This window comes from Escherichia sp. WS1451, from assembly GCF_046487365.1.
In the GTDB taxonomy this organism is placed as follows: domain Bacteria; phylum Pseudomonadota; class Gammaproteobacteria; order Enterobacterales; family Enterobacteriaceae; genus Escherichia; species Escherichia coli.
The window spans coordinates 64585-89191 of sequence record NZ_JBJQJP010000008.1; the positions used below are offsets into that span (position 1 = coordinate 64585).

Consider the following 24607-nt stretch of genomic DNA (forward strand, 5'->3'; position numbering starts at 1 on the left):
GAGTGTTGTTATTACCCGACTTACAGGGGAATCGGCAATGTTCATGTGCCCAGAATAAGTCACTATTTCGCTATAAACTGTGGCAGATCAAATAATCCCATCACTGACTAAATTGCGTTTCAGCGAACTGGAACATTAATGATTTTTTGTGGAGAAGACGCGTGTGATTGTTAAACGACCCGTCTCGGCCAGTCTGGCCCGGGCCTTTTTTTACATTGTGCTGCTGTCGATTCTTTCCACGGGTATCGCTCTGCTAACGCTGGCGAGCAGTTTACGCGACGCTGAGGCTATCAATATTGCCGGATCGCTGCGTATGCAGAGTTACCGCCTGGGCTACGATTTGCAAAGTGGCAGTCCACAACTCAATGCACATCGCCAGTTATTTCAGCAGGCACTGCATTCACCGGTATTAACCAATCTCAACGTCTGGTATGTGCCAGAGGCAGTAAAAACCCGCTATGCGCATCTGAATGCCAACTGGCTGGAGATGAATAATCGGCTCAGCAAGGGCGATTTGCCGTGGTATCAGGCCAATATTAATAATTATGTTAATCAGATAGACCTGTTCGTGCTGGCTTTACAGCACTACGCTGAACGCAAAATGCTGCTGGTGGTGGCGATTTCCCTGGCTGGCGGCATCGGTATTTTCACGCTGGTCTTTTTTACTTTGCGCCGCATACGCCATCAGGTGGTTGCCCCGCTGAATCAGCTGGTTACCGCCAGTCAGCGTATTGAACACGGGCAGTTCGACTCGCCGCCGCTGGATACCAGCCTGCCGAATGAGCTTGGCCTGCTTGCAAAAACCTTTAACCAGATGTCGAGCGAGCTGCATAAATTGTACCGTTCGCTGGAGGCGTCAGTAGAAGAAAAGACCCGCGATCTCCACGAGGCCAAGCGTCGTCTGGAGGTGTTGTATCAGTGTTCGCAGGCGCTAAACACCAGCCAGATTGATGTGCATTGTTTCCGCCATATTTTGCAGATTGTTCGCGACAATGAAGCGGCTGAATATCTGGAGTTAAATGTCGGTGACAACTGGCGGATTAGCGAAGGGCAGCCAAACCCGGAATTGCCGATGCAGATTTTACCGGTGACAATGCAAGAGACGGTTTACGGCGAACTGCACTGGCAAAATAGTCACGTTTCATCATCAGAACCGCTGCTTAACAGCGTTTCGTCGATGCTGGGACGCGGTTTGTACTTTAATCAGGCGCAGAAGCATTTTCAGCAGTTATTGTTGATGGAAGAACGTGCGACCATCGCCCGCGAATTGCACGACTCGCTGGCTCAGGTACTTTCTTACTTACGTATCCAGTTGACGTTACTGAAGCGTTCGATACCGGAAGATAACGCCACCGCACAAAGTATCATGGCCGATTTTTCCCAGGCGTTGAATGATGCTTATCGGCAGTTACGCGAGCTGTTGACTACTTTCCGCCTGACGCTACAGCAGGCGGATCTCCCCTCCGCGTTGAGGGAAATGCTGGATACGTTACAAAATCAAACCAGCGCCAAACTGACCCTCGACTGCCGTCTGCCAACCCTGGCGCTGGATGCGCAAATGCAGGTGCATTTGTTGCAAATTATTCGCGAAGCGGTGCTGAATGCGATGAAGCACGCCAACGCCAGCGAAATCGCCGTTAGCTGCGTCACCGCGCCGGATGGCAATCACACAGTCTATATTCGCGACAACGGGATTGGTATCGGTGAACCGAAAGAACCCGAAGGCCATTATGGTCTGAATATCATGCGCGAACGCGCGGAAAGATTGAGTGGGACGCTGACTTTTTCGCAACCTTCCGGCGGCGGCACGTTAGTGAGTATTAGCTTTCGCTCTGCGGAGGGTGAGGAAAGTCAGCTGATGTAATGCCTCTTATTGACCAAAGAATAGTGGCACTTAAGGTTCAGTATAAAAGGGCATGATAATTTACATTAACTCCTTTTTTTCTCCACGATTGGCTCGTACCTTGCCGCTACAGTGAAGCAAGTCATGCCTACAACGATACGCAGAAACACGAGGTCCTCTTTTAATGGCGAATTTCTTTATTGATCGCCCCATTTTTGCCTGGGTGCTGGCAATCCTGTTGTGTCTGACAGGTACCCTGGCGATTTTTTCATTGCCCGTTGAACAATACCCCGATCTCGCGCCACCGAATGTGCGAGTGACCGCTAACTATCCCGGCGCATCGGCCCAGACGCTGGAAAACACCGTGACCCAGGTTATCGAGCAAAATATGACCGGCCTCGATAATCTCATGTATATGTCGTCTCAGAGCAGTGGCACCGGCCAGGCATCTGTCACTTTAAGTTTTAAAGCAGGCACCGATCCGGACGAAGCCGTGCAGCAAGTACAAAACCAGCTGCAATCAGCCATGCGAAAGTTACCGCAGGCGGTGCAAAATCAGGGCGTGACGGTGCGTAAAACCGGCGATACCAACATTCTGACCATTGCCTTCGTCTCTACCGATGGTTCGATGGATAAACAAGATATTGCCGATTACGTTGCCAGTAATATTCAGGATCCGTTAAGCCGCGTGAATGGCGTCGGGGATATCGATGCCTATGGTTCGCAATATTCCATGCGTATCTGGCTGGACCCGGCGAAACTCAACAGTTTCCAGATGACGGCTAAAGATGTCACTGATGCCATTGAGTCACAGAACGCGCAGATTGCGGTTGGGCAACTTGGTGGTACGCCTTCCGTCGATAAGCAGGCGCTCAACGCCACCATTAACGCCCAGTCACTGCTGCAAACACCAGAACAGTTCCGCGATATCACCTTGCGGGTGAATCAGGACGGCTCAGAGGTAAGGCTGGGCGATGTCGCCACCATCGAAATGGGGGCGGAAAAATACGATTATCTTAGCCGCTTCAATGGTAAGCCAGCCTCCGGGCTGGGGGTAAAACTGGCCTCCGGCGCGAACGAAATGGCGACAGCGGAGCTGGTGCTCAATCGTCTCGACGAGCTGGCGCAGTATTTTCCACACGGACTGGAATACAAGGTGGCGTATGAAACCACCTCGTTTGTTAAAGCCTCCATTGAAGACGTGGTGAAAACGCTTCTGGAAGCTATCGCCCTGGTTTTCCTCGTTATGTATCTGTTCCTGCAAAACTTCCGCGCCACGCTGATACCCACTATCGCCGTGCCGGTGGTGTTGATGGGAACCTTCTCCGTGCTTTACGCCTTCGGTTACAGTGTCAACACCTTAACCATGTTCGCGATGGTGCTGGCGATCGGTCTGCTGGTGGATGATGCCATCGTGGTGGTGGAAAACGTCGAACGTATTATGAGTGAGGAAGGACTCACTCCTCGCGAAGCCACACGTAAATCGATGGGGCAGATCCAGGGGGCACTGGTCGGGATTGCGATGGTGCTTTCGGCGGTATTTGTACCAATGGCCTTCTTCGGCGGCACCACCGGTGCCATCTATCGCCAGTTCTCTATTACCATTGTTGCAGCGATGGTGCTGTCAGTACTGGTAGCGATGATCCTCACTCCGGCTCTGTGTGCCACGCTACTTAAGCCACTGAAAAAAGGTGAGCATCACGGGCAAAAAGGCTTTTTTGCCTGGTTTAACCAGATGTTTAACCGCAACGCCGAACGCTACGAAAAAGGGGTGGCGAAAATTCTCCACCGTAGCCTGCGCTGGATTGTGATTTATGTCCTGCTGCTTGGCGGCATGGTGTTCCTGTTCCTGCGTTTGCCGACGTCGTTCTTGCCACTGGAAGACCGGGGCATGTTTACTACCTCGGTACAGTTGCCCAGCGGTTCAACCCAGCAACAGACCCTGAAAGTCGTTGAGCAAATCGAGAAATATTACTTCACCCATGAAAAAGACAACATCATGTCGGTGTTTGCCACCGTGGGTTCTGGCCCTGGGGGTAACGGGCAAAACGTGGCGCGAATGTTTATCCGCCTGAAAGACTGGAGCGAACGCGACAGTAAGACCGGCACCTCGTTTGCCATTATCGAACGTGCAACGAAGGCGTTTAACAAGATTAAAGAAGCTCGCGTTATCGCCAGCAGCCCGCCAGCAATTAGCGGTCTTGGCAGTTCTGCGGGTTTTGATATGGAGTTGCAGGACCACGCTGGAGCGGGTCACGATGCGCTGATGGCAGCACGTAACCAGTTGCTGGCGCTGGCGGCGGAAAACCCGGAGCTAACCCGTGTGCGCCATAACGGCCTCGACGACAGTCCGCAGTTGCAGATTGATATCGACCAGCGTAAAGCTCAGGCGCTGGGCGTTGCTATCGACGATATTAACGACACACTGCAAACCGCCTGGGGTTCGAGCTATGTGAATGACTTTATGGATCGCGGTCGCGTGAAGAAAGTCTATGTGCAGGCAGCTGCGCCGTATCGCATGCTGCCAGATGACATCAATCTCTGGTATGTCCGAAATAAAGATGGCGGCATGGTGCCCTTCTCTGCTTTCGCGACCTCACGCTGGGAGACAGGCTCGCCGCGTCTGGAACGCTATAACGGATATTCTGCGGTTGAGATTGTTGGGGAAGCCGCACCAGGAGTCAGTACCGGTACGGCGATGGATATTATGGAATCGTTAGTGAAGCAGTTGCCAAACGGCTTTGGTCTGGAGTGGACGGCGATGTCGTATCAGGAGCGGCTTTCCGGCGCGCAGGCTCCGGCGCTGTACGCCATTTCCTTGCTGGTGGTATTCCTGTGTCTTGCGGCGTTGTATGAAAGCTGGTCGGTGCCGTTCTCGGTAATGCTGGTCGTGCCGCTGGGGGTTATCGGCGCGCTGCTGGCAACCTGGATGCGCGGGCTGGAAAACGACGTTTACTTCCAGGTGGGCCTGTTAACGGTCATTGGTTTATCGGCGAAAAACGCCATCCTGATCGTCGAGTTTGCTAACGAGATGAACCAAAAAGGCCACGACCTGTTTGAAGCGACGCTCCACGCCTGCCGTCAGCGTTTACGCCCGATTCTGATGACTTCGCTGGCATTTATCTTCGGCGTATTGCCAATGGCAACCAGCACGGGTGCCGGTTCCGGTGGTCAGCATGCGGTGGGTACTGGCGTAATGGGCGGGATGATTTCGGCCACTATTCTGGCTATTTACTTCGTGCCGCTGTTCTTTGTGCTGGTGCGCCGCCGCTTCCCGCTGAAGCCGCGCCCGGAATAAGCAATAAAAAAGGCGACATGCTAATGTGTCGCCTTTTTCAATTTTCCGATTAAGAACCTGCTCAGCGGGTTCTTGCTGTTTGTACTTTGTCTCAGGAATTACTTACGAAGCATAACTTCGATAAAGTCTTTCCAGTTCCCCAGTTCACGTTCAATCATAACAACCTCTCTTATAATTATGGGTATTCTACGGAAACAATATACCGTGGTGAAGCTAATTTACTCGATTGCTGCGATGACTACCTCCGGGGGACAAACCTTATGTAAATACTATGGTCCTGCGGTGATAATTTGTATGTGATACACAGCAACATTTCGAGATATTCATACGGCATCTAATACTGATTTAATTCTGGTTAAAATACAGACAGATAACAAGATGAATATTCTTAATGTTTACGTTAAAAATGTTTAATGTTATTTAATAGTTGTTAATTTGAATACTTCGATAATGTTATATTTCCTAATGATCATTTGCAGGCAAAATGTTTTCACCCTTAAATGAGTATTTATTCTCATAAATCGAAAAAGGATTCATTATGGTTACACTTTACGGCATCAAAAATTGTGACACCATTAAAAAGGCTCGCCGTTGGCTGGAAGCCAATAACATCGACTATCGCTTTCATGATTACCGCGTCGATGGATTGGACAGCGAATTATTGAACGGTTTTATCAACGAATTAGGCTGGGAAGCGTTACTCAACACCCGTGGTACAACCTGGCGTAAACTGGACGAAACCACCCGCAATAAAATCACCGATGCGGCCTCTGCGGCGACATTAATGACTGAAATGCCTGCAATTATCAAACGTCCATTGCTCTGCGCGCCTGGTAAGCCTATGCTGCTGGGTTTCAGTGAATCCAGTTATCAGCAATTTTTCCATGAGGTGTAGTCTATGTCGTGCCCGGTTATTGAGCTGACACAACAGCTTATTCGCCGCCCTTCCCTGAGTCCTGATGACGCAGGATGCCAGGCTTTGTTGATTGAACGTTTGCAGGCGATCGGTTTTACCGTTGAACGCATGGACTTTGCCGATACGCAGAATTTTTGGGCATGGCGTGGGCAGGGTGAAACGTTAGCCTTTGCCGGGCATACCGACGTGGTGCCGCCTGGCGACGCCGACCGTTGGATCAATCCGCCGTTTGAACCAACCATTCGTGACGGCATGTTATTCGGGCGCGGTGCGGCAGATATGAAAGGCTCGCTGGCGGCGATGGTGGTAGCGGCAGAACGCTTTGTCGCACAACATCCCAACCATACGGGGCGACTGGCATTTCTGATCACCTCTGATGAAGAAGCTAGTGCCCACAACGGTACGGTAAAAGTCGTCGAAGCGTTAATGGCGCGTAATGAGCGTCTCGATTACTGTCTGGTTGGCGAACCGTCGAGTATCGAAGTGGTTGGTGATGTGGTGAAAAATGGTCGTCGCGGATCGTTAACCTGCAACCTCACCATTCATGGCGTGCAGGGGCATGTTGCCTACCCACATCTGGCTGACAATCCGGTACATCGCGCAGCACCTTTCCTTAATGAATTAGTGGCTATTGAGTGGGATCAGGGCAATGAATTCTTCCCGGCGACCAGTATGCAGATTGCCAATATTCAGGCGGGAACGGGCAGTAACAACGTTATTCCGGGTGAACTGTTTGTGCAGTTTAACTTCCGCTTCAGCACCGAACTGACGGATGAGATGATCAAAGCGCAGGTACTTGCCCTGCTTGAAAAACATCAACTGCGCTATACGGTGGATTGGTGGCTTTCCGGGCAGCCATTTTTGACCGCGCGCGGTAAACTGGTGGATGCGGTCGTTAACGCGGTTGAGCACTATAATGAAATTAAACCGCAGCTACTGACCACAGGCGGAACGTCCGACGGGCGCTTTATTGCCCGCATGGGGGCGCAGGTGGTGGAACTCGGGCCGGTCAATGCCACTATTCATAAAATTAATGAATGTGTGAACGCTGCCGACCTGCAGCTACTTGCCCGTATGTATCAACGTATCATGGAACAGCTCGTCGCCTGATGAGTGGTTCTGCAAGAGGAAATAAGCATGGACTGGCTGGCTAAATATTGGTGGATTCTGGTGATTGTCTTTTTGGTAGGCGTCCTGCTGAACGTGATTAAAGATCTCAAGCGCGTCGACCATAAGAAATTTCTCGCCAACAAGCCGGAGCTTCCCCCGCATCGTGATTTCAACGATAAGTGGGACGATGACGACGACTGGCCGAAAAAGGATCAACCGAAGAAGTAAGCTAAGTGGCCGGATAAGGCGTTAACGCCGCATCCGGCCATGATGCCTGATACAGTCTTATCAGACCTACCCGGCTATTATTACATCATTTCAATCACATCATCATCGCCAGGCTTACCGCCGCTTAGCGCTTCGTCGAAATAATGTTTCGGAATGGTATAACGCAAGTGATCCAGAGCAAATTGCATACTGCGATTGTCGATCGCATGGCCTAAATCCTCCACGATATCCAGCGTCACGTCACCACCGGCACTGATTAACGCTTCCTGCGCCGCAACCGCATGCGCCAGATCGATAACCGGATCTTCACCGCCATGAATCAGGTGAATTGTCGTGGCTGTAGACGCAGTTTCCGGCAGGCTCGCATAGCGTCCGTTAAAGGCAATGACGCGTGAGGCAAGGCCCGGTTCGGCTTTAATGCTCTCCAGCGCCATAATCGCGCCTTGAGAGAAACCGATTAACGCCGTGGCGGTAGCCCCTACTCCGCTCTGTTTCTGCCAGTAGCGCACCGTCTCAATAAACGTCGGCATGATGGCATCCACACGCGCCTGGCGATTATCTTCCGTAATACCCTGCACCGAAAACCACTGACGCCCCGCCGGATTACCGCTCGGCTCCGCGCCTCCGACACTCACCACCAGCGCATCAGGAAATAGCGGCGCAAACCAGCTACCTATTTCCCCCATTGCCACCGGGTTATCCCCGACACCGTGGAAAAGCAGTAACAACTGTTGCGCAGGTTTATCCGGGCTTTGAACAACAAAATGGTCATGTTTCATGGCGAACTCCTTAACTGATGTCATTAATTTTACGCCGCTGACTCACAATGACCATGGGAGAAAATTGAAGGAGTCAGTGAAAAAATTGCCATTGCGTTATGCGATCGCGCAAACGCTCAGTGCGAACATCATCAAGTGCGTATAGCGCCTGCGCGGCCTCTTCCCGCTGACGGACCAGTAACAGCTTACGGCCTGAAAGTTTAAGTGTGGTACATAACTGCGCGTCGCTGGCGTTTTTCTGTAAACGCCCACGCAGCGCCGGTAATGCCATTTCGCTGGTTTGTAACAGACGCATTAAGCAACCTAACGACGTTAATAGCGGACGATGAGCGAAAGCAAAACCGGCCAGTTCAAGCCAGTCGTCGGCAGAAAGCACGATATCGTTTAGTGGATCAACAGGGAGCGTTTCGCCATTCCACTTTGCGAGAGCTTGCGCATCGCGACGTAAACGGTAATGCTCACGTTCAGCCAGCTGTTTACCCGCATCACTCATCGGTAACAGCGCCATCGCCGTATAGCAACCGCTGCTGGCTTCACGATGATTACCCATTCGCACCAGCACAAAACCGCAGCGTTGCCAGAAACGCCATAATTCCCCGGTGTAACCAAAACTCACCGAAAGATAGTCGAGGTCATGCGTATATTGCAAAGCACCAGCAATCAGTTGCTGACCTGTGCCTTCCCGCTGACGAGCCGGATGAACTGCTATCCGGCTAACCCGCCTTCCGCGCAATGTCGCCGCCAGTGGATTGCTGCCGTGCGCCGCCAGCGACTGGGCCACCAGATTACCCCGCGGGCGACGAAAACCTGCCCATACCGCCTGACTGAGTTCTTGAGATAATCCGCCCTCATCCACCAGCCACAGCGCCCCGGCAATCGCGTTTTCGCCAGCCGCCTGTAAAAAATGTTGCCCTGGTGCATCCATCATGCGGCGTAAATCCAGCGGCGAAGTCCGGTAGTGCGCACCAGACAATAATTGATAAACCTTTAACGGCGTTTGTGGCTCGCTTCGCCATAACGTCTGTTCAAATGCGGAAATGACGATATTGCCTTGTGGTGTGTGGGTGAAGTTTTCATCGTCAAAAACCAGTGCCTCACTAACCATTTTTTCCAGCGGGCATCCCTGTGCCCAGCGGATCGGCTGTTGCAGTTCAAAACGGTGTAAATGCGGAAAGCGAGCGCAAAATTTCAGCAAAAAACCACGTCCCGTGCCTTCGTAGCCCTGCACCGTAGTGGTTAACAACGTTCGAGGAAAACGCGATACCAGTTGATGCAACAACGGCGCAGGTATGGCTGCGGCTTCATCGACCACCAGCCAGTCGGCTTGCTCATCGCTGGCTAACAAGGCATCCGGCGCAATAAAGCGAAACTTCTCGCCCGCAAATTGTGCCAGTACATACGTTGCCGCTTTTGCGGGCGCGGTGACAATCGCACTGCCCGCAATACGAGAAATGAGTTGCCCTGCCAGCGCCGATTTACCGCGCCCACGCGCAGCCGTTACCACCGCCACGCCCAATGGCATGGTCAGTAGCTGCTGTAAGAGTTGCTGTTGTTCTGGCTGTGGTGCGCCGGTCGCGGGGTGCCAGTCAGTACGGGGAGTAAAATGCGCCAACGTGAACGGCTGGTTCTGCCGCCAGAGGATAGCGTCGTTATTCGCCGTAAGTACGCGTTTGAGATGCTGGACAAAATGCGGCGTCGCAATAGGGTCAGGGCAATCACTCCATCGCAGCGAGTCGGCATCAGGTTGGTTTTCCCACTCTTCCCATACAGGGAGTAACAAAACCAGCCAGCTTCCCGCTTTCAACGTTCCGCTAAGTGCCGCAAAGGCAGCGGCATCAAAGCCGTGGCGGGCGTCGAATACCGCATGCCGGAACTCGCGCCCAAGTAAAGTTTGTAGTGCCGAGGGAGAACAGTGGTTTTCAGCATCTGGCTGCGGCGAAATCCACAGCCAGTCGCCAGGTAAGGCATCACGCAACTTAAGCGCATGATCAAAACACCAACCCTCTTCCCCGCTCAACACCAGCAAGCGGCGGATCCCTTCACGTTTCATTTGCGCTGTTAATGTGTAAAGCGCAGTCAGTTCAGCCATCCCTGCCCCGGAAATTAAATGCTTTTACCAAAAGTATTGCATTGTGCCGGATCGCCGCTGTCGAAACCACGTTTAAACCAGCTGTAGCGTTGCTGAGAAGTGCCATGTGTGAAACTGTCTGGTACTACTCGCCCCTGACTTTGCTGTTGTAAACGGTCATCGCCGATGGCCTGCGCCGCGTTCAGCGCCTCTTCCAGATCGCCGGTTTCCAGAACACCTTGCTGCTGCATACTATGCCCCCAGACACCGGCAAAACAGTCGGCCTGGAGTTCCATACGCACAGATAAGCGGTTCACTTCCGCCTGCGTCGCGTTTTGTTGCAGTTGACGAACTTTCGGCTCGATGCCTAACAGTTTCTGCACATGATGACCGACTTCATGGGCGATAACGTACCCCTGGGCAAAATCGCCATCCGCGCCAAGTTTGTCTTTCATGTCATCATAGAAGGAGAGATCGATATAAACCGTGCCATCCGCCGGGCAATAGAACGGTCCCATAATGGATTGGCCCGCCCCGCAGCCGGTGCGCGTCATTCCACGGTACATGACCAGCTTCGGTTGCTGATAGGTTTTACCCATCTTCTCGAATTGCTGTCCCCAGGTGTCTTCCGTGGTTGCCAAAATCACCGAAGTGAATTTTGCGGCTTCGTCTTCATTAGGACTAATTGACCGTGTTGATTGCTGTTGGGAAACCGGCTGTCCGGTCATCAACCCGGTTAAATCAACGCCATAGTAGCCTGCAACCAGCACGACTATCAGTAAAATCAGCCCGCCTTTACCGCTTGGCAGGCGAAAACCTGGACCGCCCATTGACGGACCGCCGGAGCTATTGCGCCTGTCTTCAACATTGTCACTTTCACGTCGCCCTTGCCAACGCATAGATACCTCAACAATATATTCATTATAGAAATGATCGTAGGTGGTTCAGAGGAAGATTACCACAGGAAAGCGGGATGAAATGGCGGAGGAATGAGCGTTCAATACTCATCTTATGAGAGCGGTTGTCTTGCCGTGCCAGCTGCACGGCAAGATGATGAACAGAAAAATCAGTCCAGCTGTACACCCAGGCGGCGGGCGACGGCTTCATAGGCCTCGATCAGGCCACCGAGGCTCTGGCGGAAACGGTCTTTGTCCATTTTCTCCAGCGTTTCTTTGTCCCACAAGCGGCTGCCGTCCGGGGAGAACTCATCGCCCAGTACCACTTCACCTTTGTACAGACCAAACTCCAGCTTGAAGTCGACCAGAATGAGACCAGCATCATCGAACAGTTTTTTCAGCACGTCGTTCGCTTTGTAGGTCAGCTCTTTCATACGCGCCAGGTTCTCTTTGCTCACCCAGCCAAAGGTTTCGCAGTAAGATTCGTTGACCATCGGATCGTGCATGGCGTCGTTTTTCAGGAACAGATCGAACAGTGGCGGGTTCAGCTCAATACCTTCTTCGATTCCAAGACGTTTCACCAGAGAGCCAGCAGCACGGTTACGCACGACACACTCAACCGGCACCATATCCAGCTTTTTCACCAGACATTCGGTATCGGAGAGCAGACGCTCCATTTGAGTCGGGATACCCGCTTCAGCCAGTTTGCTCATAATGAAGTAGTTGAACTTGTTGTTCACCATACCTTTGCGATCAAACTGCTCAATGCGCGCGCCATCCCCTGCTGACGTATCATTGCGGAATTCGAGCACCAACAGGTCCGGGTTTTCCGTGCTGTATACGGTTTTCGCTTTACCACGATACAACTCAGCTTGCTTTTGCATCTTTATCACTCCTGGGTGTGAATTAACGTTTTAAAATCTATTGCTGTCTGGTGTGCCGGATGTTTTGTCGGATGCGGCGTGAACGCCTTATCCGACCTACGTCCGACAAACAAATTTCGTGCGAATTACCGCTAAAATCGCGTTTTTCTGCCGACGCACACGTTTGCGTATCATATCAGAAAAAAGGGCCGGATGACTCCAGCCCTGTATTTTTACTTGCTAAACGCAGCCTGGAAGACAGATACCAGCGCGTCATTCTGACTCTGAGTCAGAGTATGACCTTTCGGATCGATGAACTGTAGGCTGCTGCGGTTATCTAAATCGCCAACCTGCAGTTTATAGTCACCGGATGCCAGACCTGGATCGCTCGCGCCCAGTTCGTGCCATTCGCTGTCAGACAGCGGCTTGTAAGTTACGGCCATGTTGCCCTGCGAACGGGTGCTGTCGGTCACTTTCATGCCCACTTTTTCCAGCGCAGCTGGCAGACGTTGCCAAACCACATTGAACGGCCCGCGTACGACCAGCATTGGTAAACCGGTGTCATCAGCTGCACTTTGTACGTCCATAGTGGTGGAGGCACGATTTTGCGCAGCGTTCGCGGCGTCAGTGGCAGATTTATCCAGACCGGCGGAAATAACGTTCATCATCTCCGTGCTGTAACGCTGCATGGAAGCCGCGTCTGCAACCGGTTTGCCCGCCTGTTCCAGGTTCAGCAGTTTAACCGTAACCGCCTGCTGATAACCCTGCGGCTTAACAGAGATTTGATAACGACCACGATACTGCTCGTCTTCGTCCAGACGGTTCCATTGTACCCAATCGGTGGTCAGTGTCTGACCAGCATCATCACGTTGGGTGATGGTGTAGTTTTTCGCCTGCAGCACGCTAACCACCTGCGGCCACAGAGTATTGCCACGACCATTTTCCACCAGCAATGAAGCGGTATCGCCCGTGAACTGGGTACGCGCGCCAGAAACCAGTGCCAGCGGCTGGGCTGGTGGACGAATGTCCAGCGCCTTACCGACAGCACCACTACCGTTGGTCACCGGGATTGCATAATCACCGGAGGTCACCGGCAAAATCATTCCAGCCGGGGCATGAAGCTCCGCAAGCGGTGCCGCTTCCAGGTAGGCTTCATCACCACTGACCTGACGCTTATAGCGTGAGTCAGAACTACAGGCAGCGAGTAATAAAACAAGCGAAACACCCGCAACCTTTGCCAGGCGCGACTTTTGAACAGAGTAAGCCATCAAATCTCCCTAAACTTTACAGCAAACCGGCATGCTTAAGCGCCGCTCTGACCGTCTCACGACCACTGTCGGTGATAGGTGTCATTGGCAGGCGCAGCGTATCGGTCGCCACAAGACCCAGTTCCTTACATGCCCATTTCACCGGGATTGGATTGGGTTCGACAAATAGTTTGTTGTGTAATGGCATCAGACGCTGATTAATAACGCGTGCCTCGGCAAAATGCCCTTCTGCTGCCAGTTTGCACATCTGGGCCATATCACGCGCTGCGACGTTAGCCGTAACGGAAATAACCCCATGACCGCCTAATTGCATGAAGTCCAGCGCGCTCGCATCATCGCCGCTCAGCAGAACAAAATCATCTGAAACCAGCTCTTTGATCTGGTTTACACGCGTTAAGTTCCCTGTTGCCTCTTTGATTCCGATAATATTTTTTACTTTCGCCAGACGGCCCACCGTTTCCGGGAGCAGATCGCAGCCAGTACGGGACGGCACATTATACAGAATTTGCGGCAGGTCAGTATGTTCAGCGATGGCTTTGAAATGCTGATACAAACCTTCTTGCGACGGACGATTGTAGTAAGGGGTTACCGTCAGGCAGCCGACGATACCGCTGTCATTGAAGCGCTGCGTCAGGCTAATGGCTTCCGCAGTAGCGTTAGCACCGGTCCCGGCAATCACCGGAATGCGCCCGTCAGCCAGCTCCAGCGTCATCATCACCACATCAGCATGTTCGTCATGATTTAAGGTAGCGGACTCGCCAGTGGTGCCAACAGAAACGATCGCCGAAGTACCGCTGGCGACATGATAATCAATCAGTTTTTTCAAGCTAGCCCGACAGACATTACCTTTTTCATCCATCGGAGTAACAATCGCGACAATACTTCCCGTGAACATGGGCCATCCTCTGTGCAAACAAGTGTCTCAATGGTACGTTTGGTATGGCATTAAAAGCAAGCAGACAGAACCGTTCTGATTGTTGTATGCATGTTTTTTTTATGCTTTCCTTAAGAACAACTCACCCCTTGAAGGAATAACCAGTTTGACACTGTCATCGCAACATTATCTGGTGATCACTGCGTTGGGTGCCGATCGCCCTGGAATAGTGAACACCATCACCCGTCATGTCAGTAGTTGCGGCTGTAATATTGAAGACAGTCGCCTGGCGATGCTGGGAGAAGAGTTCACGTTTATCATGCTGCTTTCCGGTTCATGGAATGCCATTACTCTGATTGAATCAACGTTACCGTTGAAAGGTGCCGAACTGGATCTTTTAATCGTGATGAAGCGCACGACGGCGCGTCCGCGTCCGCCAATGCCAGCATCTGTCTGGGTTCAGGTCGATGTGGCAGACTCCCCGCATTTAATTGAACGCTTCACAGCACTTTTCGACGCGCATCATATGAACATTGCGGAGCTGGTGTCACGCACGCAACCTGCTGAAAATGAACGGGCTGCGCAGTTGCATATTCAGATAACCGCCCACAGCCCCGCATCTGCGGACGCAGCAAATATTGAGCAAGCGTTCAAAGCCCTATGTACAGAACTCAATGCACAAGGCAGTATTAACGTCGTCAATTATTCCCAACATGATGAACAGGATGGAGTTAAGTAATGAATCCACTGAAAGCCGGTGATATCGCACCGAAATTTAGCTTGCCGGATCAAGACGGAGAACAAGTTAATTTGACCGACTTCCAGGGACAGCGTGTTCTGGTTTATTTCTACCCGAAAGCCATGACCCCCGGCTGTACCGTACAGGCCTGCGGCTTACGCGATAACATGGATGAGTTGAAAAAAGCGGGCGTTGATGTGCTGGGTATCAGCACCGATAAACCCGAAAAACTCTCCCGTTTTGCGGAAAAAGAGCTGCTTAACTTTACGCTCCTGTCTGATGAGGACCACCAGGTGTGCGAACAATTCGGCGTCTGGGGTGAAAAGTCCTTCATGGGCAAAACCTACGATGGTATTCATCGCATCAGCTTCCTGATTGACGCTGATGGCAAAATCGAACATGTTTTTGACGATTTCAAAACCAGCAATCACCACGACGTTGTGCTGAACTGGCTGAAAGAACACGCCTGATTACTTTGCTCCATTCCGTGCTGGCTGCGCTTGCGGTCAGCACACCTCACTTCTCGTGATCAAGATCACATTCTCGCTTTCCCCTGCGACACGGGTGTCGAATCTATTTATTGCTGAACGTTAATGACCATCATTTTTGTACCGTTCAGAATCCAGTTAACACATAACTCATTGAATATATTAAATTAATCAGACTGGCATCCTTTATGCAATATGAAATGCAATGTTTCATATCATTTTCAAGGAGCCGACATGAACCGCTTTGTGGTGGCCGAACCACTGTGGTGTACAGGATGTAATACCTGTCTCGCTGCCTGTTCGGACGTGCATAAAACGCAAGGTTTACAGCAACACCCGCGCCTGGCCCTGGCGAAGACGTCAACACTCACTGCCCCTGTCGTGTGTCATCACTGTGAGGAAGCCCCTTGCCTGCAGGTCTGCCCGGTCAATGCCATCTCCCAGAGGGATGATGCGATCCAACTCAACGAAAGCCTTTGTATTGGTTGCAAGCTTTGCGCCGTGGTCTGCCCATTTGGCGCAATCAGCGCTTCAGGAAGCCGTCCGGTGAATGCCCCTGCGCAATATGTTTTTCAGGCTGAGGGCTCACTCAAAGACGGCGAAGAAAACGTGTCGACCCAACATGCTTTGCTGCGCTGGGAACCGGGTGTCCAGACCGTCGCGGTGAAATGCGACCTGTGTGATTTCTTGCCAGAAGGTCCGGCCTGCGTTCGCGCTTGTCCGAATCAGGCGTTACGGCTGATCACCGACGATAGCCTGCAACGTCAGATGAAAGAAAAACAGCGCCTTGCCGCAAGCTGGTTTGCCAATGGCGGGGAGAATCCCCTTTCCCTCACTCAGGAGCAACGCTAATGGATGCCCTGCAATTATTAACCTGGTCGCTGATCCCCTATCTGTTTGCCAGTCTGGCTTCGCTGTTTTTACTCGGTCTGGACAGACTGGCTATTAAGCTTTCCGGCATCACATCGCTGGTGGGCGGCGTGATTGGCATCATCAGCGGAATTACGCAATTACATGCAGGCGTAACTTTAGTCGCCCGTTTTGCCACACCTTTTGAATTTGCCGATTTAACCCTGCGAATGGATAGCCTCTCGGCATTTATGGTGCTGGTTATCTCCTTGCTGGTGGTGGTTTGTTCGCTCTATTCATTGACTTATATGCGCGAATACGAGGGTAAAGGCGCGGCGGCGATGGGCTTCTTTATGAATATTTTCATCGCATCGATGGTTGCCCTGCTGGTGATGGACAACGCTTTTTGGTTCATCGTGCTGTTTGAAATGATGTCGCTGTCTTCCTGGTTTCTGGTCATTGCCAAGCAGGATAAAACGTCGATCAACGCTGGCATGCTCTACTTTTTTATCGCCCACGCCGGATCGGTGCTGATTATGATCGCCTTCTTGCTGATGGGGCGCGAAAGCGGCAGCCTCGATTTTGCCAGTTTCCGCACGCTTTCACTTTCTCCGGGGCTGGCGTCGGCGGTGTTCCTGCTGGCCTTCTTCGGTTTTGGCGCGAAAGCCGGGATGATGCCGTTGCACAGCTGGTTGCCACGCGCTCACCCTGCCGCACCATCGCACGCTTCGGCGTTGATGTCTGGCGTAATGGTCAAAATCGGTATTTTCGGCATCCTGAAAGTAGCGATGGATCTGCTGGCGCAAACGGGTTTGCCGCTGTGGTGGGGCATTCTGGTGATGGCGTTCGGCGCAATCTCCGCGCTCCTGGGCGTGCTGTATGCGCTGGCGGAACAGGATATCAAACGGCTGCTGGCCTGGAGTACCGTCGAAAATGTCGGCATTATTTTGCTGGCGGTCGGTGTGGCGATGGTCGGTCTGTCACTGCACGACCCGCTGCTCACCGTTGTTGGACTGCTCGGCGCGCTGTTTCATCTGCTCAACCATGCGCTGTTCAAAGGGCTGCTGTTTCTCGGCGCGGGCGCAATTATTTCGCGTTTGCATACCCACGACATGGAAAAAATGGGGGCACTGGCGAAACGGATGCCGTGGACAGCCGCAGCATGCCTGATTGGTTGCCTCGCGATATCAGCCATTCCTCCGCTGAATGGTTTTATCAGCGAATGGTACACCTGGCAGTCGCTGTTCTCACTAAGTCGTGTGGAAGCCGTAGCGCTACAACTTGCGGGTCCTATTGCTATGGTGATGCTGGCAGTCACTGGTGGGCTGGCAGTAATGTGCTTCGTCAAAATGTACGGCATTACTTTCTGTGGTGCGCCGCGCAGTACACACGCTGAAGAGGCACAGGACGTGCCAAATACGATGATCGTCGCCATGCTACTGCTCGCGGCACTCTGCGTATTCATTGCGCTTAGTGCCAGTTGGCTGGCACCGAAGATAATGCACATTGCCCATGCGTTTACCAATACCCCTCCCGTCACTGTCGCCAGCGGAATAGCACTTGTACCCGGCACGTTTCATACACGGGTCACTCCCTCATTACTGTTGCTGTTACTACTGGCGATGCCTTTGCTGCCTGGCCTTTACTGGCTGTGGTGTCGTTCGCGCCGCGCAGCGTTTCGTCGCACAGGAGATGCCTGGGCATGCGGCTACGGCTGGGATAATGCGATGGCCCCGTCAGGCAATGGCGTGATGCAGCCGCTGCGTGTGGTCTTTTGTGCGCTATTTCGTCTACGACAACAGCTCGACCCTACGCTGAGGCTGAACAAAGGTCTTGCGCACGTCACCGCCAGGGCTCAGAGCACAGAACCCTTCTGGGATGAGCGGGTGATCCGCCCCATCGTGAGCGCCACCCAACGGCTGGCCAAAGAAATACAGCATCTGCAAAGCGGCGACTTTCGTCTCTATTGCCTGTATGTGGTCGCCGCACTGGTTGTGCTGCTAATCGCTATTGCCGTCTAAGGAAATCACCATGAGACAAACTCTTTGCGACGGATATCTGATCATTTTTGCGTTAGCACAGGCCGTGATTCTGCTGGCGCTAACCCCGCTTTTTACGGGGATTTCCCGGCAGATACGCGCGCGTATGCACTCCCGTCGCGGACCGGGGATCTGGCAGGATTATCGCGATATCCACAAACTGTTTAAACGCCAGGAAGTTGCGCCGACATCTTCAGGTCTGATGTTCCGCCTGATGCCGTGGGTATTAATCAGCAGCATGCTGGTGCTGGCGATGGCCCTACCACTATTTATTACTGTTTCCCCTTTTGCGGGCGGCGGCGATCTGATCACCCTTATCTATCTTCTTGCCCTATTTCGTTTTTTCTTTGCTCTTTCCGGGCTGGATACCGGAAGCCCCTTTGCGGGAATCGGTGCCAGTCGCGAGTTAACGCTCGGCATTCTGGTCGAACCCATGCTCATTCTCTCACTGCTGGTATTGGCGCTGATAGCGGATTCCACGCATATCGAGATGATCAGCAAGACGCTGGCGACGGGCTGGAACTCGCCGCTAACCACCGTACTGGCGTTACTGGCCTGTGGTTTTGCCTGCTTCATTGAGATGGGAAAAATTCCCTTTGATGTTGCTGAAGCAGAACAGGAATTACAGGAAGGCCCGCTGACCGAATATTCCGGTGCCGGGCTGGCGCTGGCGAAGTTGGGGCTGGGGCTGAAACAGGTCGTGATGGCATCACTGTTTGTGGCCCTGTTTCTGCCCTTTGGGCGCGCGCAAGAGCTTTCTCTCACCTGCCTGCTGACTTCACTTGTCGTTACGCTGCTCAAGGTTTTGCTGATTTTTGTTCTGGCCTCTATCGCAGAAAACACGCTGGCACGCGGGCGTTTTTTACTCATTCACCATGTGACCTGGCTTGGCTTCAGCCTTGCTGCGCTTGCCTGGGTCTTCTGGTTAACCGGTCTGTAAGGAGCACTGACGGAATATGGAAAATCTTGCTCTGACGACGTTATTGCTGCCTTTTATCGGCGCACTGGTCGTTTCGTTTTCGCCACAACGTCGGGCCGCCGAATGGGGGATTTTGTTCGCCGCGCTGACCACGCTGTGCATGTTGTCGCTGATCTCCGCGTTTTATCAGGCCGATAAAGTTGCCGTCACGTTGACGTTGGTCAACGTGGGGGATGTGGCGTTGTTTGGCCTGGTCATTGATCGCGTGAGTACGCTGATTCTGTTTGTGGTGGTGTTCCTCGGTTTGCTGGTCACGATCTACTCCACGGGTTATCTGACGGATAAAAATCGCGAACACCCGCATAACGGCACGAATCGTTATTACGCATTTTTACTGGTGTTTATCGGCGCGATGGCGGGACTGGTACTCTCCTCGACGCTGCTCGGTCAGTTGTTGTTTTTTGAAATTACGGGCGGCTGCTCCTGGGCGTTGATCAGTTATTACCAGAGCGATAAAGCGCAGCGTTCAGCACTAAAAGCGTTACTTATCACTCATATCGGTTCGCTGGGGTTGTATCTTGCCGCCGCCACGCTGTTTTTGCAGACCGGAACGTTTGCGCTTAGCGCGATGAGCGAGTTACACGGCGACGCACGTTATCTGGTTTATGGCGGCATCCTGTTTGCCGCGTGGGGAAAATCGGCCCAGCTACCGATGCAAGCGTGGCTACCGGATGCAATGGAAGCGCCAACACCGATCAGCGCCTATCTCCACGCCGCATCGATGGTGAAAGTGGGCGTTTACATTTTTGCCCGCGCCATTATCGACGGCGGCAATATCCCGCATGTGATTGGCGGCGTTGGCATGGTCATGGCACTGGTCACCATTCTTTACGGCTTCCTGATGTATTTGCCACAGCAGGATATGAAGCGGTTGCTGGCCTGGTCGACCATCACTCAACTTGGCTGGATGTTTTTCGGCTTGTCGCTCTCCATCTTCGGCTCGCGGCTGGCGCTGGAGGGCAGCATCGCCTACATCGTCAACAACGCGTTCGCTAAAAGCCTATTTTTCCTTGTAGCAGGTGCGCTGAGTTACAGCTGCGGCACGCGCTTGTTGCCGCGTCTGCGTGGCGTATTGCACACCCTGCCGTTGCCAGGCGTGGGTTTCTGCGTAGCCGCGCTGGCGATTACTGGCGTACCGCCGTTCAACGGCTTCTTCAGTAAATTCCCGCTGTTTGCCGCCGGTTTTTCGTTGTCAGTGGAGTACTGGATCCTGCTGCCCGCCATGATTCTGCTGATGTTTGAATCGGTCGCCAGTTTCGCCTGGTTTATTCGCTGGTTTGGTCGCGTCGTGCCTGGCAAACCGAGCGAGGCCGTCGCCGATGCCGCACCGCTGCCAGGATCAATGCGCCTGGTGTTGATTGTACTGATTGTGATGTCGCTGATTTCCAGCGTAATCGCCGCGACCTGGTTGCAGTAAGGAGATGATGAATGACCGGTTCTATGATCGTAAATAATCTGGCGGGACTGATGATGCTGACATCGCTGTTTGTGATTAGCGTCAAAAGCTATCGCCTGTCATGCGGATTTTACGCCTGCCAGTCGCTGGTGCTGGTGTCTATTTTCGCCACCCTCTCGTGCCTGTTCGTCGCAGAGCAACTGCTGATCTGGTCCGCCAGCGCCTTTATCACCAAAGTGCTGCTGGTACCGTTAATCATGATTTACGCTGCACGAAATATTCCCCAGAACATCCCGGAAAAAGCGTTATTCGGTCCGGCTATGATGGCATTGCTCGCGGCATTAATTGTCCTGCTTTGCGCATTTGTCGTTCAGCCCGTGAAGCTACCGATGGCTACCGGGCTGAAACCGGCGCTGGCGGTGGCGTTAGGTCATTTTCTGCTTGGCCTGCTGTGCATTGTCAGCCAGCGCAATATCCTGCGGCAAATTTTTGGTTACTGCCTGATGGAAAACGGCTCCCATCTGGTGCTGGCGCTTCTTGCCTGGCGTGCACCGGAACTGGTGGAAATTGGTATCGCTACCGACGCCATCTTCGCCGTCATTGTGATGGTGTTACTGGCAAGAAAAATATGGCGTACCCACGGCACGCTGGACGTGAACAACTTGACCGCGCTGAAGGGATAATGAGATGAGTTATTCTGTGATGTTCGCTTTACTCCTGCTCACGCCGCTGCTTTTTTCGCTGCTCTGTTTTGCCTGCCGGAAATGGGGACACTCTGCGACTCGCACGGTGACAGTACTACATAGCTTAGGGATCACACTGCTGCTGATTCTGACACTGTGGGTGGTCCAAACTGCCGCTGATGCGGGAGAAATATTCGCTGCGGGACTGTGGCTTCATATTGATGGTCTGGGCGGTTTGTTCCTCGCCATTCTTGGTGTGATTGGCTTTCTCACCGGTGTTTACTCGATTGGCTACATGCGTCATGAAGTGGCACACGGCGAGCTTTCACCCGTTACGCTGTGCGATTACTACGGTTTCTTCCATCTGTTTTTGTTCACCATGCTGCTGGTTGTTACCAGCAATAACCTGATTGTGATGTGGGCGGCGATCGAAGCCACCACCTTAAGCTCGGCGTTTCTGGTAGGCATTTACGGTCAGCGTTCATCGCTGGAAGCTGCATGGAAGTACATCATTATTTGTACTGTTGGTGTCGCTTTTGGTCTGTTCGGTACCGTGCTGGTATACGCCAACGCCGCCAGCGTTATGCCGCAGGCAGAAATGGCGATATTCTGGAGCGAGGTTCTTAAGCAATCGTCCTTGCTTGACCCAACATTAATGCTGTTGGCCTTTGTGTTTGTGCTAATTGGCTTTGGCACCAAAACCGGGCTATTTCCCATGCACGCCTGGCTGCCGGATGCTCACAGTGAAGCGCCGAGTCCGGTCAGCGCCCTGCTCTCCGCCGTATTGCTGAACTGCGCGCTGTTGGTGCTGATTCGCTATTACATCATTATTTGCCAGGCCATCGGCAGCGATTTCCCCAACCGGTTGTTGCTCATCTTCGGCATGTTGTCGGTTGCCGTGGCGGCATTTTTCATTCTGGTACAGCGGGACATTAAGCGTCTGCTGGCGTACTCCAGCGTGGAGAACATGGGACTGGTCGCGGTGGCGCTAGGCATTGGCGGGCCGCTGGGAATTTTTGCCGCGCTGCTGCACACCTTAAACCACAGTCTGGCAAAAACGCTGCTGTTCTGCGGTTCCGGCAATGTACTGCTCAAGTACGGCACGCGCGATCTCAACGTCGTCTGCGGAATGCTCAAAATCATGCCATTTACCGCCGTGCTGTTTGGCGGCGGTGCGCTGGCGCTGGCCGGGATGCCGCCCTTCAACATTTTTCTTAGCGAATTTATGACCGTTACCGCAGGGCTGGCGCGTAATCATCTGCTGCTTATCGTCCTGCTGTTATTGCTGTTAACGCTGGTGCTGGCGGGCCTGGTACGGATGGCTGCGCGGGTGTTAATGGCGAAACCGCCGCAGGCCGTTAACCGGGGTGAACTTGGCTGGTTGACCACCTCGCCAATGGTGATTCTGCTGGTCATGATGCTGGCGATGGGAACGCATATTCCACAACCTGTCATCAGGATCCTGGCAGGCGCTTCCACTATAGTCCTCTCAGGGACGCACGACCTGCCTGCACAACGTAGCACCTGGCATGATTTTTTGCCTTCAGGCACCGCATCTGTTTCGGAGAAACACAGTGAACGTTAATTCATCGTCAAATCGTGGCGAAGCGATTCTCGCCGCCCTGAAAACGCAGTTCCCCGGCGCGGTGCTGGATGAAGAGCGACAAACGCCTGAACAGGTCACCATTACGGTGAAAATCAATCTGCTGCCTGACGTTGTGCATTATCTTTATTATCAACATGATGGCTGGCTTCCAGTCCTGTTTGGCAACGACGAGCGGACACTTAACGGTCATTACGCGGTTTATTATGCCCTTTCTATGGAAGGGGCCGAAAAATGCTGGATCGTGGTGAAGGCACTGGTCGATGCCGACAGTCGGGAGTTTCCGTCAGTCACACCGCGCGTCCCTGCCGCGGTCTGGGGCGAGCGAGAAATTCGCGATATGTACGGGCTGATTCCGGTTGGCCTGCCGGATCAGCGTCGGCTGGTGTTGCCCGATGACTGGCCGGAAGATATGCATCCGCTGCGCAAAGACGCGATGGATTATCGACTGCGCCCAGAACCGACGACTGATACCGAAACGTATCCGTTTATCAACGAGGGCAACAGCGATGCGCGGGTGATCCCTGTCGGCCCGCTGCATATCACCTCCGATGAACCAGGTCACTTCCGCTTGTTTGTGGATGGCGAGCAAATTGTCGATGCTGATTACCGCCTGTTTTATGTCCATCGCGGCATGGAGAAACTGGCAGAAACGCGGATGGGCTACAACGAAGTGACCTTCTTGTCGGACCGCGTGTGTGGGATTTGCGGTTTTGCCCACAGTGTGGCCTATACCAACTCGGTTGAAAATGCACTGGGGATTGAGGTGCCGCAACGAGCGCATACTATTCGCTCGATTCTGCTGGAAGTCGAACGGCTGCATAGTCATTTGCTCAACCTTGGCCTCTCCTGCCATTTTGTTGGTTTTGATACCGGCTTTATGCAATTTTTCCGCGTGCGGGAAAAGTCGATGACGATGGCGGAATTGCTGACCGGGTCGCGTAAAACCTACGGTCTGAATCTGATTGGTGGTGTTCGCCGCGATATTCTCAAAGAGCAACGTCTGCAAACGCTGAAACTGGTGCGCGAGATGCGCGCCGACGTGTCGGAGCTGGTAGAGATGCTGCTTGCCACGCCGAATATGGAACAACGCACTCAGGGCATTGGCATTCTCGACCGACAAATCGCCCGTGATTATAGCCCCGTAGGGCCGCTGATCCGCGGCAGTGGCTTTGCCCGTGATTTGCGCTTTGATCACCCCTACGCCGACTACGGCAATATTCCCAAAACGCTGTTTACCTTTACCGGCGGCGATGTCTTCTCCCGCGTGATGGTCCGTGTCAAAGAGACGTTTGATTCGCTGGCAATGCTGGAATTTGCCCTCGACAACATGCCGGATACCCCACTGCTGACCGAAGGCTTTAGCTATAAACCTCACGCATTCGCGCTGGGCTTTGTTGAAGCGCCACGCGGTGAAGACGTGCACTGGAGCATGCTCGGTGATAACCAAAAATTGTTCCGCTGGCGCTGTCGTGCCGCCACCTACGCCAACTGGCCAGTGCTGCGTTACATGCTGCGCGGCAATACCGTTTCTGACGCACCGCTGATTATCGGTAGCCTTGATCCCTGTTACTCCTGTACCGACCGTGTGACGCTGGTTGATGTGCGCAAGCGCCAGTCAAAAACCGTGCCGTATAAAGAGATCGAACGCTACGGCATTGATCGTAACCGTTCGCCGCTGAAGTAAG

The 24607-nt window shown here is 52.9% G+C and carries 21 protein-coding genes; 14 read left to right on the plus strand and 7 right to left on the minus strand.

Annotated features, from left to right (window positions below):
* The first annotated feature begins 163 nt into the window (after positions 1-163).
* Both narQ and acrD read left to right on the plus strand, forming a co-directional pair.
* On the plus strand, positions 164-1864 hold the full coding sequence (narQ, locus tag ACJHX7_RS12390) for a nitrate/nitrite two-component system sensor histidine kinase NarQ (RefSeq protein WP_094029979.1): 1701 nt from the start codon (positions 164-166) through the stop codon (positions 1862-1864).
* Positions 1865-2027: 163 nt separating this feature from the next.
* Positions 2028-5141, plus strand: a complete 3114-nt coding sequence (acrD, locus tag ACJHX7_RS12395; protein WP_094029978.1) for a multidrug efflux RND transporter permease AcrD — start codon at positions 2028-2030, stop codon at positions 5139-5141.
* Positions 5142-5239: 98 nt separating this feature from the next.
* On the opposite strand, the gene ypfM is transcribed toward acrD, so the two are convergent.
* Complete coding sequence (gene ypfM, locus ACJHX7_RS12400) at positions 5240-5299, minus strand: protein YpfM (protein WP_001386977.1); 60 nt, start codon at positions 5297-5299, stop codon at positions 5240-5242.
* A gap of 380 nt (positions 5300-5679) precedes the next feature.
* Here ypfM and ACJHX7_RS12405 point away from each other — a divergent pair, with 380 nt between their 5' ends.
* Genes ACJHX7_RS12405 through ACJHX7_RS12415 form a run of 3 tightly spaced genes read left to right on the plus strand, consistent with a single transcriptional unit; the run spans position 5680 to position 7395 of the window.
* Complete coding sequence (locus ACJHX7_RS12405; protein ID WP_000258253.1) at positions 5680-6036, plus strand: ArsC family reductase; 357 nt, start codon at positions 5680-5682, stop codon at positions 6034-6036.
* 3 nt (positions 6037-6039) lie between these two features.
* Positions 6040-7167, plus strand: a complete 1128-nt coding sequence (gene dapE / locus ACJHX7_RS12410) for a succinyl-diaminopimelate desuccinylase (protein WP_001277801.1) — start codon at positions 6040-6042, stop codon at positions 7165-7167.
* Between the two features lie 27 nt (positions 7168-7194).
* Positions 7195-7395, plus strand: coding sequence for a YpfN family protein (locus tag ACJHX7_RS12415; protein WP_000383836.1), 201 nt, complete (start codon positions 7195-7197; stop codon positions 7393-7395).
* 80 nt (positions 7396-7475) lie between these two features.
* Here ACJHX7_RS12415 and ypfH read toward each other — a convergent pair whose 3' ends face one another.
* From ypfH to dapA, 6 genes are all read right to left on the minus strand, one after another.
* The gene (gene ypfH / locus ACJHX7_RS12420; protein WP_000679827.1) at positions 7476-8174 is read right to left on the minus strand and encodes an esterase; all 699 of its coding nucleotides are present in this window, start codon (positions 8172-8174) and stop codon (positions 7476-7478) included.
* 73 nt (positions 8175-8247) lie between these two features.
* The gene (tmcA, locus tag ACJHX7_RS12425; protein WP_094029977.1) at positions 8248-10263 is read right to left on the minus strand and encodes a tRNA cytosine(34) acetyltransferase TmcA; all 2016 of its coding nucleotides are present in this window, start codon (positions 10261-10263) and stop codon (positions 8248-8250) included.
* A gap of 14 nt (positions 10264-10277) precedes the next feature.
* On the minus strand, positions 10278-11141 hold the full coding sequence (locus ACJHX7_RS12430) for a neutral zinc metallopeptidase (protein ID WP_001267498.1): 864 nt from the start codon (positions 11139-11141) through the stop codon (positions 10278-10280).
* 167 nt (positions 11142-11308) lie between these two features.
* Entirely contained in the window at positions 11309-12022 is a 714-nt protein-coding gene (gene purC / locus ACJHX7_RS12435; protein ID WP_001295467.1) for a phosphoribosylaminoimidazolesuccinocarboxamide synthase, read from the minus strand.
* Positions 12023-12234: 212 nt separating this feature from the next.
* A complete protein-coding gene (bamC, locus tag ACJHX7_RS12440) occupies positions 12235-13269 on the minus strand; it encodes an outer membrane protein assembly factor BamC (protein WP_075862032.1) in 1035 nt (344 codons plus the stop codon).
* 16 nt (positions 13270-13285) lie between these two features.
* On the minus strand, positions 13286-14164 hold the full coding sequence (gene dapA, locus ACJHX7_RS12445; protein ID WP_001295469.1) for a 4-hydroxy-tetrahydrodipicolinate synthase: 879 nt from the start codon (positions 14162-14164) through the stop codon (positions 13286-13288).
* Positions 14165-14309: 145 nt separating this feature from the next.
* Between dapA and ACJHX7_RS12450 the strand changes: the two genes are divergently transcribed.
* The 9 genes from ACJHX7_RS12450 (at position 14310) to hyfG (ending at position 24606) form a co-directional block, all read left to right on the plus strand.
* Positions 14310-14882: a glycine cleavage system transcriptional repressor gene (locus ACJHX7_RS12450; protein ID WP_000176187.1), complete on the plus strand. Its 573-nt coding sequence runs from the start codon at positions 14310-14312 to the stop codon at positions 14880-14882.
* Positions 14882-15352, plus strand: coding sequence for a thioredoxin-dependent thiol peroxidase (bcp, locus tag ACJHX7_RS12455; RefSeq protein WP_001068682.1), 471 nt, complete (start codon positions 14882-14884; stop codon positions 15350-15352). Before ACJHX7_RS12450 ends, bcp begins: the two co-directional genes overlap by 1 nt.
* Before the next feature lie 252 nt (positions 15353-15604).
* A complete protein-coding gene (hyfA, locus tag ACJHX7_RS12460) occupies positions 15605-16222 on the plus strand; it encodes a hydrogenase 4 subunit HyfA (protein WP_094029976.1) in 618 nt (205 codons plus the stop codon).
* The gene (hyfB, locus tag ACJHX7_RS12465; protein WP_094029975.1) at positions 16222-18240 is read left to right on the plus strand and encodes a hydrogenase 4 subunit B; all 2019 of its coding nucleotides are present in this window, start codon (positions 16222-16224) and stop codon (positions 18238-18240) included. The genes hyfA and hyfB overlap by 1 nt, the downstream gene beginning before the upstream one ends.
* A 10-nt stretch (positions 18241-18250) precedes the next feature.
* Positions 18251-19198 carry a hydrogenase 4 subunit HyfC gene (hyfC, locus tag ACJHX7_RS12470; RefSeq protein WP_001361594.1) on the plus strand — a complete coding sequence of 316 codons (948 nt, stop codon included), beginning with the start codon at positions 18251-18253 and terminating at the stop codon, positions 19196-19198.
* Between the two features lie 16 nt (positions 19199-19214).
* Positions 19215-20654: a hydrogenase 4 subunit HyfD gene (gene hyfD / locus ACJHX7_RS12475; RefSeq protein ID WP_410231624.1), complete on the plus strand. Its 1440-nt coding sequence runs from the start codon at positions 19215-19217 to the stop codon at positions 20652-20654.
* Positions 20655-20665: 11 nt separating this feature from the next.
* Complete coding sequence (gene hyfE, locus ACJHX7_RS12480) at positions 20666-21316, plus strand: hydrogenase 4 membrane subunit (RefSeq protein WP_000148001.1); 651 nt, start codon at positions 20666-20668, stop codon at positions 21314-21316.
* Between the two features lie 4 nt (positions 21317-21320).
* Positions 21321-22901 (plus strand): hydrogenase 4 subunit F, encoded by a 1581-nt coding sequence (hyfF, locus tag ACJHX7_RS12485; protein WP_077516465.1) that lies wholly within the window; start codon positions 21321-21323, stop codon positions 22899-22901.
* Positions 22891-24606, plus strand: coding sequence for a hydrogenase 4 catalytic subunit HyfG (gene hyfG / locus ACJHX7_RS12490; protein ID WP_001102312.1), 1716 nt, complete (start codon positions 22891-22893; stop codon positions 24604-24606). The genes hyfF and hyfG overlap by 11 nt, the downstream gene beginning before the upstream one ends.
* Position 24607: the final 1 nt, after the last annotated feature.

Bases quoted from the DNA above. Each gene is read 5' to 3' on its own strand.
- ypfH (WP_000679827.1), bottom strand. From the start codon at position 8,174: ATGAAACATGACCATTTTGTTGTTCAAAGCCCGGATAAACCTGCGCAA.
- ACJHX7_RS12415 (WP_000383836.1), top strand. From the start codon at position 7,195: ATGGACTGGCTGGCTAAATATTGGTGGATTCTGGTGATTGTCTTTTTG.
- hyfE (WP_000148001.1), top strand. From the start codon at position 20,666: ATGACCGGTTCTATGATCGTAAATAATCTGGCGGGACTGATGATGCTG.
- hyfA (WP_094029976.1), top strand. From the start codon at position 15,605: ATGAACCGCTTTGTGGTGGCCGAACCACTGTGGTGTACAGGATGTAAT.
- tmcA (WP_094029977.1), bottom strand. From the start codon at position 10,263: ATGGCTGAACTGACTGCGCTTTACACATTAACAGCGCAAATGAAACGT.
- bcp (WP_001068682.1), top strand. From the start codon at position 14,882: ATGAATCCACTGAAAGCCGGTGATATCGCACCGAAATTTAGCTTGCCG.
- ACJHX7_RS12430 (WP_001267498.1), bottom strand. From the start codon at position 11,141: ATGCGTTGGCAAGGGCGACGTGAAAGTGACAATGTTGAAGACAGGCGC.
- hyfD (WP_410231624.1), top strand. From the start codon at position 19,215: ATGGAAAATCTTGCTCTGACGACGTTATTGCTGCCTTTTATCGGCGCA.
- purC (WP_001295467.1), bottom strand. From the start codon at position 12,022: ATGCAAAAGCAAGCTGAGTTGTATCGTGGTAAAGCGAAAACCGTATAC.
- hyfB (WP_094029975.1), top strand. From the start codon at position 16,222: ATGGATGCCCTGCAATTATTAACCTGGTCGCTGATCCCCTATCTGTTT.
- ACJHX7_RS12405 (WP_000258253.1), top strand. From the start codon at position 5,680: ATGGTTACACTTTACGGCATCAAAAATTGTGACACCATTAAAAAGGCT.
- hyfC (WP_001361594.1), top strand. From the start codon at position 18,251: ATGAGACAAACTCTTTGCGACGGATATCTGATCATTTTTGCGTTAGCA.
- acrD (WP_094029978.1), top strand. From the start codon at position 2,028: ATGGCGAATTTCTTTATTGATCGCCCCATTTTTGCCTGGGTGCTGGCA.
- dapE (WP_001277801.1), top strand. From the start codon at position 6,040: ATGTCGTGCCCGGTTATTGAGCTGACACAACAGCTTATTCGCCGCCCT.
- dapA (WP_001295469.1), bottom strand. From the start codon at position 14,164: ATGTTCACGGGAAGTATTGTCGCGATTGTTACTCCGATGGATGAAAAA.
- hyfF (WP_077516465.1), top strand. From the start codon at position 21,321: ATGAGTTATTCTGTGATGTTCGCTTTACTCCTGCTCACGCCGCTGCTT.
- bamC (WP_075862032.1), bottom strand. From the start codon at position 13,269: ATGGCTTACTCTGTTCAAAAGTCGCGCCTGGCAAAGGTTGCGGGTGTT.